The 10,242-nt window shown below is 58.6% G+C and carries 8 protein-coding genes; 2 read left to right on the top strand and 6 right to left on the bottom strand.

Features of this window, described 5'->3' with window-relative positions:
• On the top strand, window positions 1–415 hold a 415-nt coding region (locus Q0288_RS04575; RefSeq protein WP_299427851.1), incomplete at its 5' end, for a carbohydrate ABC transporter permease.
• A 110-nt stretch (window positions 416–525) separates the two neighbouring features.
• Here the strand turns inward: Q0288_RS04575 and pdxT are convergent.
• The 6 genes from pdxT to fsa all read right to left on the bottom strand — a co-directional run bounded on the left by pdxT (window position 526) and on the right by fsa (window position 6,129).
• On the bottom strand, window positions 526–1,083 hold the full coding sequence (gene pdxT / locus Q0288_RS04570) for a pyridoxal 5'-phosphate synthase glutaminase subunit PdxT (RefSeq protein WP_299427860.1): 558 nt from the start codon (window positions 1,081–1,083) through the stop codon (window positions 526–528).
• 103 nt (window positions 1,084–1,186) lie between these two features.
• Window positions 1,187–1,543: a hypothetical protein gene (locus tag Q0288_RS04565; protein WP_299427848.1), complete on the bottom strand. Its 357-nt coding sequence runs from the start codon at window positions 1,541–1,543 to the stop codon at window positions 1,187–1,189.
• Between the two features lie 166 nt (window positions 1,544–1,709).
• On the bottom strand, window positions 1,710–2,591 hold the full coding sequence (gene pdxS, locus Q0288_RS04560; protein ID WP_299427845.1) for a pyridoxal 5'-phosphate synthase lyase subunit PdxS: 882 nt from the start codon (window positions 2,589–2,591) through the stop codon (window positions 1,710–1,712).
• A 144-nt stretch (window positions 2,592–2,735) separates the two neighbouring features.
• Entirely contained in the window at window positions 2,736–3,887 is a 1,152-nt protein-coding gene (locus tag Q0288_RS04555) for a peptidoglycan DD-metalloendopeptidase family protein (RefSeq protein WP_299427857.1), read from the bottom strand.
• Window positions 3,888–4,077: 190 nt separating this feature from the next.
• A complete protein-coding gene (gene rho, locus Q0288_RS04550) occupies window positions 4,078–5,355 on the bottom strand; it encodes a transcription termination factor Rho (protein ID WP_299427854.1) in 1,278 nt (425 codons plus the stop codon).
• Between the two features lie 123 nt (window positions 5,356–5,478).
• Complete coding sequence (gene fsa, locus Q0288_RS04545; RefSeq protein WP_299427842.1) at window positions 5,479–6,129, bottom strand: fructose-6-phosphate aldolase; 651 nt, start codon at window positions 6,127–6,129, stop codon at window positions 5,479–5,481.
• Between the two features lie 563 nt (window positions 6,130–6,692).
• On the opposite strand from fsa, the gene ileS reads away from it, so the two are divergent.
• On the top strand, window positions 6,693–10,115 hold the full coding sequence (gene ileS, locus Q0288_RS04540) for an isoleucine--tRNA ligase (RefSeq protein ID WP_299427839.1): 3,423 nt from the start codon (window positions 6,693–6,695) through the stop codon (window positions 10,113–10,115).
• Window positions 10,116–10,242 lie beyond the last annotated feature (127 nt).

Below are 10,242 nucleotides of genomic sequence, written 5' to 3'. Positions count from 1 at the left end.
CACCTATTACGCCCTGATTGTGCCCTGGCTGGCCTCGGTGTTTGGCATCTTCTTGCTCAGGCAGTTCTACCTATCGCTACCCCAGGATTTGTTCGATGCTGCCCGCATAGATGGAGCCAGTTACTGGACGCAACTGTTCAGCATCGCGCTGCCCCTTTCGATTCCGGGCCTGATCACCTATGGCATCTTTACCTTCCTGGGGGCCTACAACGCCTTGCTCTGGCCGCTGATTGTGACCAATAGCCCGGAAATGCGCACCGTGCAGTTGGGTTTGCAGGTGTTTATCGGCGAGGCGGGCAGCGACTACGGTGCGCTTATGGCAGCCTCCACGGTCTCGATCTTGCCCATCATCCTCGGTTATTTTATCGCCCAGAAGCAGTTTATCCAGGGCGTGGTTCGCAGTGGAATCAAATGACATAAGTACTTAAGGGGGGAATTCTGCGATTTGAGCGCGGACACTAAGTTGTGAAATAAATCACGATAAATAAAGCTCGTGAAAATAATATGCGGTAAGGCCCTTTGGCTTCAACTGGACGCCAGTTGTACGAATAGCTGGTGGATTCTAGAGTCAAGGGTCAGCTCTGGATGAAAGGTTCCGGCCAGTAGCTTTCCCGACTGCACCAGCACAATTTCATCGTGGTGTTTTGCCAGCACCTCCACCCCCTCACCAACCCGCAGGATAACGGGCGCCCGAATAAAAAACGCATGGAACGGCTTATCCAGGCCCTTGATCTGCAAATCTTCCTCGAAGCTGTCCACTTGTCGCCCGTAGGCATTCCGCTGAACCACGATGTTCAGGTTACCCAGGCGGGGCTGGTCGGGGTATTGCGGGATCTCTTTAGCCAGCCAGATAGCCCCGGCACAAGTTCCCCAGACGGCCAGGGAACCTTCCTGGATCCGCTCACGCACTGCACGCTCGAGGCCATACTCCCGGGCCAGCATCCCAATCGTAGTGGACTCCCCCCCAGGTACAATCAGTCCAGCCAGACCCTCTAAGTGCTTCGGCAGTCGCACCTCCACAGCCTCTACTCCAAGCGACTCCAGCATCTGCTTGTGGTCTCGGAAATCACCTTGAATTGCCATTACGCCGATTTTCACATTCCCAATCCTATAGCAATCGGTAGCAACCATACGCCCTACAAGGAAAAAGCTAGGTATGCCCTGGCCTTGAAACCCTTAAAGCTGTCTATGCAGGAAAGGTAATCAGGGTCAGGGTAGGGCCGTGGCAACTCTCTTCACTCTCTGCTTTGAGAAGTTGCTTTTCGTGCTCTTCGCCAATGCTTTTTAGCAGCCGATCACGCGGCACAAACTGCCCTCCCAGCATGTAATAGAAGCCTTGCTTGCCCAGCACCACCACATAACGCACCCCCTGGTGGTTGCGCACAAAAGTGTTGTGCTTGAGGGCAAACCGATGCATCTTGTTAAGTGCAAACAGCTCGCGTTCCTGGCGGCGGCGGTTAAGGACTGGCACCAGCCACCCCGGAACCAGAACCAGCAGAGCCGTGACACCAAAAAAAACCACTCCGAGCATCTCTACTTGCATAGCGTTACAACTATACTCCAACATGTTACGTTTTGTGTAACGCAACCGTAACCTGTACCAGGTACAAACGGGTTGACCCCATCAGCCATCCCCGAGCGTTGCCAAAAGGGCGCCAAGATTGCGTCCGACTGGGAACGCAACGCCAATGAAAAGCGTGATAAGCAGGCTACCAGCCGCGCCTGGCCAGTTTTTCTTCTTCCGGCAAGAAATCCAGGTTGATACCCACCATAGCCTCACCGAGGTCTTCGGAGACCTCGGCTACTACTTCCGGGTTGTTGTAGTGGGTCACGGCCCGGACAATGGCCCTGGCCCGCTTGCGGGGGTCACCCGACTTGAAGATGCCAGAGCCCACAAACACCCCATCCATGCCCAGTTGCATCATCAGGGCTGCATCGGCAGGGGTGGCAACCCCGCCCGCTGCAAAGTTGACCACCGGCAGCTTGCCGTTTTCATGTACCCACCAGACCAGCTCATAGGGGGCACCGTGGTTTTTGGCGTAGGTCATGAGCTCTTCGCGGGGAAGCGCCTGGATCTGGCGAACTGCGCCCAGCACGCTGCGGGTGTGGCGAACCGCCTCCACCACATTGCCGGTTCCGGCCTCGCCTTTGGTACGGATCATGGCGGCTCCTTCACCGATACGCCGCAGGGCCTCGCCAATCTCGGTAGCGCCACAGACAAAAGGCACTTTGAAGGCGTGCTTGTCTATGTGGAACGACTCGTCCGCCGGGGTCAGCACCTCGGACTCGTCAATGAAGTCCACCCCCAGGGCCTGGAGAATCTGGGCTTCCACGGTGTGCCCGATGCGGCATTTGGCCATTACTGGAATCGAGACCGCCCCAATGATTTCCTTGATCAGCTTGGGGTCGGACATCCGCGCCACGCCCCCCTGCACACGTATGTCCGCCGGTACCCGCTCGAGGGCCATGACGGCCACGGCCCCTGCCTCCTGGGCAATTTCGGCTTGCTGGGCATTGACCACATCCATGATCACGCCGCCCTTGAACATCTCAGCGAATCCAGTTTTGACCCGCAAAGTTCCTTTCTCCATAACTCCCTCCAACACTGTAGCATAAGACTTTTTCGACCAGCCTCCAAGGGGTTTGGCTCACAGCCCTGTGTGTGCGAAGGCAGGTACAACTCCAACCACAAAAAGAAAGCGGCTCGAGGGCCGCCCTTCGATCAGAATTCAGACTCAAGGCAGAAAGGCCAGGGGGTTGCGGGGCGTACCGCCCACGCGCACTTCAAAGTGGAGGTGAGGGCCAGTGCTCCAGCCGGTCGAACCCACATGGCCAAGCAGGTCTCCTCTTTCAACCCACTGGCCGGGGCGAACCAGGATGCGCGACATGTGGGCGTATAGGGTTTCCTTGGCGCCTCCGTGACCGACGATCACGTGCAGGCCATAGCCAAAGCGGCTCCATCCGGCGGTGCCAACCTGCCCTGCTCGAGCCGCGTATATCGGGGTGCCGGTGGGTGCGGCCAGATCAATCCCGGTGTGAAAACGCTGGAAAACGCCCCGTTGGCCGAAATAGGTAGTAATGGTAAACCGCGACATGGGCCAGCGATACCCTGCTGCCGCGACCACCGCATTGGCCCGGCGAAGGCGGGGCTGGCTCTGAGCCTGCTGTTGCTGGCGGGAGCGAGCCTGCTGCTCGAGGCGCCGCTGTTCTGCTAGCTGCCTTTGGCGGGCTTCCTCCCGCACCCGTCTCTCCTGGGCCAGCCGGCGCTCCTCTGCTTCGCGGGCTTTACGTTCCGCTTCGCGGATTTGCAGCAGGCGGTCGTAGGTGTTCCGGGCCTGTACCCCAGGCAATAGCACCAGATCCCCAGCCTGCACATCGGTAGGCGAGTTCAGCTCATTGGCCCTGGCCACCTGGATAACCGAAAGACCGAAACGACTGGCTACATCCTTGATGGTCTCGCCCTGCTTGATGCGAACCAGTAGACCTGGCTCCCCCGTGGGAATGTACAGGGTGGATCCGACCTCGAGGCGATCCAGGCTGGGCAGGCCAGGGTTGGCCGAAACCAGGCCCAGCACCGTAAGGTCAAACCGGCTGGCGACCGACTGCACGGTATCACCCCGGCGCACAATGTAGGCTCGGACACCCGGCGGCAGGCGGCTTTCGTCGTTGGCTTCCTCGACCAGGGGAATTCGCAGCACCTGTCCAGGACGCAGGGCAACCCCCTCGAGGCTGCTGCTGTACATGATGGCCCTGGCATCTACCCGGTATCGCCGTGCAATCTGGCTCAGGGTATCGCCGGGCTGTACGGTGTACATGACCCAACCCTTGCGGGCGGGGGAGTCTACGGCAATTTGGGTTCCTGGCAGGTTGGCCTGGGCCAGTCCCATCGGTAGACCGAGAGCGCCCGTCGCCAGCACACTGCTCAAGAGTTCGGTTATGGCCAAAGTCAACCTCCGATACTGCACTTTACTGCGAAGGAGCTGCTCGAGAACAACAACCCTTCTTGTGGAACCTCAGGGTGTAGGGGTCTGCAAGCCGTACACTCTGGGCTCCCAGCGACTTCCGCAGGGAGTATACCTATTTTCCCCCCAAAGTTGCAAGGAACTCCTTATTGGTCTTGGTACGGGACAGACGTCCCAGCAACATTTCCATGGCCTCGGCGGGATCCATATCGGCCAGCACCTTGCGCAACAGCCACATTTTCTGGATCACCTCCTCGCCCAGAAGCAGTTCCTCGCGCCGGGTTCCCGATTTTAGGATGTCAATGGCTGGGAAGATGCGCCGTTCTTCCAGGCGGCGTGAAAGGTGGAGTTCCATGTTGCCCGTACCCTTGAACTCCTCAAAAATCACATCGTCCATCCGGCTGCCCGTCTCGACCAGGGCCGTGGCCAGGATGGTGAGTGAACCACCCCCCCGGATGTTGCGGGCCGCCCCCAAAAAACGCTTGGGGAAGTGCAGGGCCGCAGAGTCCAGTCCACCCGACAGGGTACGTCCGGTGGGAGGCGTGACCAGGTTGTTGGCCCTGGCCAGGCGGGTGATGGAGTCCAGCAGAATCAGTACGTGTCCGCCCTCTTCTACAATCCGGCGGCTGCGTTCGTGCACAAATTCGGCCACCCGGATATGGTTTTGTGGGGGCTCGTCGAAGGTCGAGGCGATCACGTCGGCCCCGTCTACCGACTCACGGAAATCGGTGACCTCCTCGGGGCGTTCGTCAATCAACAGGACGATCACCTTCACATCCGGCTCGTTGCGCAGGACAGCACGGGCCACTTTTTTGAGCAGGGTGGTCTTACCTGCCTTCGGTGGGGCCACAATTAGACCGCGCTGGCCACGCCCGATAGGTGCCAGCAGGTCTATAACCCGGTTGGAAGACTCCTCACCGGTGGTCTCCAGAATTAACTGGTGATCCGGGAACTGAGGGGTCAGGTCATCGAATTTGGGGCGTTTGGCAGCGGCTTCGGGGTCGAGGTTGTTGACTGCCTCGACTTTCATCAGGGTGCCGAACCGCTCGTTTTCGCGGGCTACGCGGGCCTTGCCCACCACATAGTCGCCGGTACGCAGCTGATATTGTTTGATCAGACCAGCCGAAACAATCACGGTGCGGGACTCCATGGTGTAAAGGCTTTCCTGCAAAAAGCCATAACCATCCTGGCTAATCTCCAGGTACCCCTTGGCAATGACCAGGCCTTCCTCACTGGCTTCCTGAGAAAGCAGCAGCATCACCAGCTCGTCCTTGGAGAGCTTCTTATAGTTGGGGATGCCCGCTTCTGCGGCCAGCAGGTGCAGTTCGGGGAGGATGCGGCTCGAGAGTTCGTGATAACTCAAAGGCACACTGCTCTCGGCCTTGCGCCGGATTTTCTTGCCGGTACGGGTCACGGTGACACGGGCTTCGGGGTTGGGGTCGGCTGCACTCGATTTTGGCATTGCGCTGGCTCCAGTTCTGATTCTGCTGATGGATTTGGAATTTTCCTGGTATTCCTACACTTTTTCACTGGCCCGGGCCCAGTCTTCCAAAAAAGCCTTCAGCCCCGAATCGGTAAGGGGGTGCTTGATGAGCTGCTGGAAAACCTTGGCGGGCATGGTGGCAATGTCGGCTCCCAGCATTGCAGCCTGGGTCACGTGGCGGGGATGACGAATCGAGGCCGCCAGAATGCGGGTGCTGAGGGTCTGTACCTGAAACAGCTCGGCAATTTCACGGATTAAGTCCATGCCTTCCCAGGAGATGTCGTCAATACGGCCCAAAAAGGGTGAGACACACCAGGCCCCGGCCTTGGCACACAACAGCGCCTGGTTGGCCGAAAAAACCAGGGTCATGTTGATGCGAATACCTTCTGTGGAAAGGATTTTGCAGGCCTTGAGTCCCTCAATGGTGGTGGGAAGCTTGACCACCACATGTTCATCAATCGCGGCCAGGCGGCGTCCTTCAGCCAGCATATCCACTGCAACCGTGGAAACCACCTCGGCCGAGACCGGCCCCTGGACGAGCTGGCAAATTTCTTTGATGGTGGGCTCGAGGGAACGGCCCGATCTGGCGATTAAGGAAGGGTTGGTGGTAACGCCCGCAAGCACACCCCAGGCGGCAATTTCCCTGATTTCACTTACTTCGGCAGTATCCAGGTATAGATCCATACCTCATTCACTCCTTCCCGCGTAGGTACACATTTGTGCGGATTTTCCAGGCGAGTATATCGCTGGCTCAGGATGAGAAACAAGAGATTTATTGTTGACGCGGGAATAGCAGCTTGCTACCATTCAGGTTAGCCGGTTGCCAGCAGTGAAATATAGCACATGCTGCCTCCGGTGTAAAGAGTACCCGGGGACGAGTACGCTTTCAGCGTCCGAACAGCGAGCCTGGGAGGGTGAAAGCCAGGCGGCAACCTGATGGCCGAAAATCACCCCGGCTGTTTTGGGAAGAAACAGCGGCCGTGACGCTGCGTAGACCCCAACGGGTGCGCCCGAGATAGCGTTTTGAGCGCCTGAGGGGCGCTGGTGGCCAGAGGTCAAAAGCTTTTTTAGCTTAAAGCCTTCGGCCTTCAGCCGAAATCAGGAAGTGCGGTGGTAACGCGGGAAAAACTCGGAACTGAGTCTCTCGTCCGCACCTGAGGAACCAAAAGGTCACAGGTCGGACGTTTTTGCTATTTTCTGGACGCTCGAGCCTCGAGCCCAACGGCCCCCTCAGAAAGGAACCGGCAATGGTGGAGGAAAAAAAGCTTTTCAGTGAGGTGACCGAGACCAACTTTCCCAGGTTGGAAGAGGCTGTACTGGCTTTCTGGCGTCAGAACCACATTTTCGCCAGATCCGATCAGAAGGCTGCGCCCAGCGGCAAGTTTGTGTTTTACGAAGGCCCCCCCACCGCCAATGGGAAGCCGGCCATGCACCATGTGTTGGCCCGCAGTTTCAAGGATATCTTCCCGCGTTACAAGACCATGCAGGGCTTCCATGTCACCCGCAAGGGCGGCTGGGATACCCACGGCCTGCCGGTCGAGATTGCAGTGGAGAAAAAACTGGGCGTGCTGGGCCGCAAAACCCTGAACCGGGATGAGATCGCCGAATTTACCAGACAGTGTCGGGAGTGGGTTTTTGCCAATATCGAGGACTGGAACTACTTTACCGAGCGCATGGGTATGTGGCTCGATCTGGAAAACGCTTATGTGACCTACCACAACACCTACATCGAGTCGGTGTGGAACCTGCTCAAGCGGATGTGGGACCGAGGCATGGTGGTACAGGACTACAAGGTAGTTCCACTGTCCCCGCGAATCTCCTCCACCCTCTCCCATAACGAAATCGCCGACGGCTACCGTGAGGTGGACGACCCCAGCGTGTATGTGCGCTTCCCGCTGAAGCTGGAAACTACGCCGAAGGCCGTGAGCGAGAAGCTCAAGGGCCAGGGCGTTGATCTAGACTCGCTCTACGGCCTGGCCATCCTGGTCTGGACGACCACGCCCTGGACGCTGCCCTCCAACACCATGGCAGCGGTGAACCCCGGGATGGACTACGCGGTGGTCAGGTCGCCCTCGGTGGGGCACCTGATTCTGGCTACCGAGGCAGTGGAGCGGCTTAAGGAACTGCACGAGGAGGAGCTTGAGGTGGTCGCACACCTGAAGGGCTCCGACCTGGAGTGGTGGGAGTACACTCCGCCCTTCCCGGAGGTCTGTGTGGAACTGGGCGTGGTGCCCAAACAGGGTGCGCGAAGGTCGGAAGTGGTTGGTCTGCCTGAACTGTACCCGGACAGGCTCAAATCAGCGATGAAAGAAGATGCGTTTGCATCCTTAAAACAAGCACCCCTGGCCTATCCCGCCATGCACTTCGTTGCCCTGGCAGACTTTGTGAGCGCCCAGGATGGCTCGGGCGTGGCCCACCAGGCTCCTGTTTATGGTGCAGAAGACCTGGAGATCTCACGCCAGTACGGTACCCCGTTGTTGTTTGGCACCAGCGAGTATGGATTAATGCAGGTTACCGAGGAGCGTGGAAAGTTTTTCAAGGACGCCGATAAAGGCCTGATCCGCATCATGAAAGATCGCGCGGTGATGTACCATGCCGGCCAGATCCGCCACCGCTACCCCTTCCACGACCGCACCGGCGACCCCATCCTCTACTTTGCCAGGCCGAGCTGGTACATCAAGACCTCGAGCTTCCGGCAGCAGCTCTGGGAGAACAACGAGAAGATCAACTGGATTCCCGAGCACATCAAGCACGGACGCTTTGGCAACTGGCTCAAGGACAATGTGGACTGGGCCATCAGCCGCGAGCGCTACTGGGGTACGCCGCTCCCGTTCTGGGTGGCCGAAGATGGCTCGGAAAAGGTCTGTGTGGGAAGTGTTCGGGAATTGTCTGCCCTGGTCGGGCGCGATTTGTCTGATCTCGATTTGCACCGGCCCTACGTGGACGACATCACCTTTGTCAGGAACGGCAAGACCTTCCGCCGGGTGCCGGAGGTGCTGGATGTGTGGTTTGATTCCGGGGCCATGCCCTACGCCCAGTGGCATTTGATGCTCGAGACGAGCTCGAGCGTCGAAGGCCAGAAAGTCCTTAGTCCTTCGGCCTTCGGCCACAGACCCATGCCAGGCTACGAGCAGAATTACGAGCTTTGGAAACGGCACTTTAATGCCGATTACATCTCAGAGGCCATAGATCAGACCAGGGGCTGGTTCTATTCGCTGCACGCGATTTCAACCCTGCTCGAGGGCCAGCCCGCCTTCCAGAATGTGATCTGCCTTGGACACCTGGTGGACGAGCGGGGGTTCAAGATGTCGAAGAGCAAGGGTAACATTGTTGAGCCTTTGCCCATGTTTGATAAATACGGGGCCGATGCGGTGCGCTGGTACATGTTAACCGCTTCCGACCCCGGCGAGCAGAAACGCTTCTCCGAGCGGTTGGTGCAGGAGGCCCAGCGGGGATTTTTGGGCACGCTGTGGAATGTGTACAGCTTCTTTGTGCTGTACGCCAACCTGGATAAACCCGATCTGAACAACCGACCCGCAGTGAAGGCCCGCCCGGAGATGGATCAGTGGCTGGTAGCCCGCAAGCAGCAGTTGATCGAACGGGTCACGGTGGCAATGGATGCCTATGACGCCAGAGGTGCTGGAAAGGAACTCGAGCAGTTTGTCGAGGAGCTTTCCAACTGGTATGTGCGTCGCAACCGCCGCCGCTTCTGGAAAAACGAGGACGCCACCGACCGCGAGGCTGCCTATGCAACCCTCTGGGAAGCCCTGCTGGTGGTGGCACAGCTCGCCGCTCCCTTCACCCCATTTGTGGCCGAGGCCCTGTGGCAGAATCTGATGCGCTCGATCAAGCCCGATGCACCCGAGTCGGTGCACCTTTCCGACTGGCCCCGGGCCGACCCGTCGCTGATAGATGAAACCCTGCTCCCCCAGATGGGTGCGGTGGTAAAAGTAGTGGGGCTGGCACGGAGCGCCCGGGCTATCAGTGGCGTCAAAACCCGCATGCCCTTACCCAGGGTATTGGTGACGGCTCCTACCGAAGTCGAGCTGTCCGGACTGCGCCATTTTGCCGGTGAGATTGCCGAGGAGCTAAACGTCAAGCAGGTCGAGGTGCTGGCTCTGGGCGAGGAACTGCTCACCTACCGGGTGCTGCCAAACCTACCGGTGATGGGGAAAAAGTACGGAAAACAGGTGCCTGCGATTCGTGCTGCCCTAGCCGAGCTGGACAGCAAGATGGTGGCCAGAACCCTCAAGGCCGGGCGCAGCCTGAGTCTGGATCTGGGTAGCCTGGATGGCTCGAGCATCAGCCTATCGCCGGAGGAGCTGCTCCTGGAGGCCCTCTCGCCCGAAGGCTACTCGGCTCAGGAACAAGACGGCTACCTGGCCGCGCTCGAGGTAAAGCTGGATGAGCAGTTGCTACTCGAGGGGCTCAGCCGCGATCTAATTCGACTGGTACAACAAGCCCGCAAAGAGATGGGGCTAAACGTGTCCGATCGAATCCACCTGACCTATGCCGCCGAAGGCAAATATGCCCGATCGCTAATTCAGTTCGGCTCGAGACTCCAGGAGGAAACCCTGGCCCTCTCGCTGGTGCAACAGGAACCCGAGGGCTCCATCACCGAACTTTCCGACGAAGAGGGAACGGTCAAGTTTGGGGTGAAGAAGGCCTGAAGAAGGCCATTCTGGCAAGGGGGACTTGGCGGGGATCCGGTTTTGACGGTGCTGTACTAGCGGGTGGGCTTGAAGAAGTCGGCCTCGGTGAAGGTGAGGTTGAGTTCCACCTCCATCAGCTCGCCCC

It is taken from the genome of uncultured Meiothermus sp., from assembly GCF_937863175.1.
Classification (GTDB): Bacteria; Deinococcota; Deinococci; order Deinococcales; family Thermaceae; genus Meiothermus.
This window is presented reverse-complemented; position numbering and strand designations above follow the sequence as displayed.

Bases quoted from the DNA above. Each gene is read 5' to 3' on its own strand.
- pdxS (WP_299427845.1), bottom strand. From the start codon at position 2,591: ATGGAGAAAGGAACTTTGCGGGTCAAAACTGGATTCGCTGAGATGTTC.
- Q0288_RS04565 (WP_299427848.1), bottom strand. From the start codon at position 1,543: ATGCAAGTAGAGATGCTCGGAGTGGTTTTTTTTGGTGTCACGGCTCTG.
- ileS (WP_299427839.1), top strand. From the start codon at position 6,693: ATGGTGGAGGAAAAAAAGCTTTTCAGTGAGGTGACCGAGACCAACTTT.
- Q0288_RS04555 (WP_299427857.1), bottom strand. From the start codon at position 3,887: ATGGGACTGGCCCAGGCCAACCTGCCAGGAACCCAAATTGCCGTAGAC.
- pdxT (WP_299427860.1), bottom strand. From the start codon at position 1,083: ATGGCAATTCAAGGTGATTTCCGAGACCACAAGCAGATGCTGGAGTCG.
- fsa (WP_299427842.1), bottom strand. From the start codon at position 6,129: ATGGATCTATACCTGGATACTGCCGAAGTAAGTGAAATCAGGGAAATT.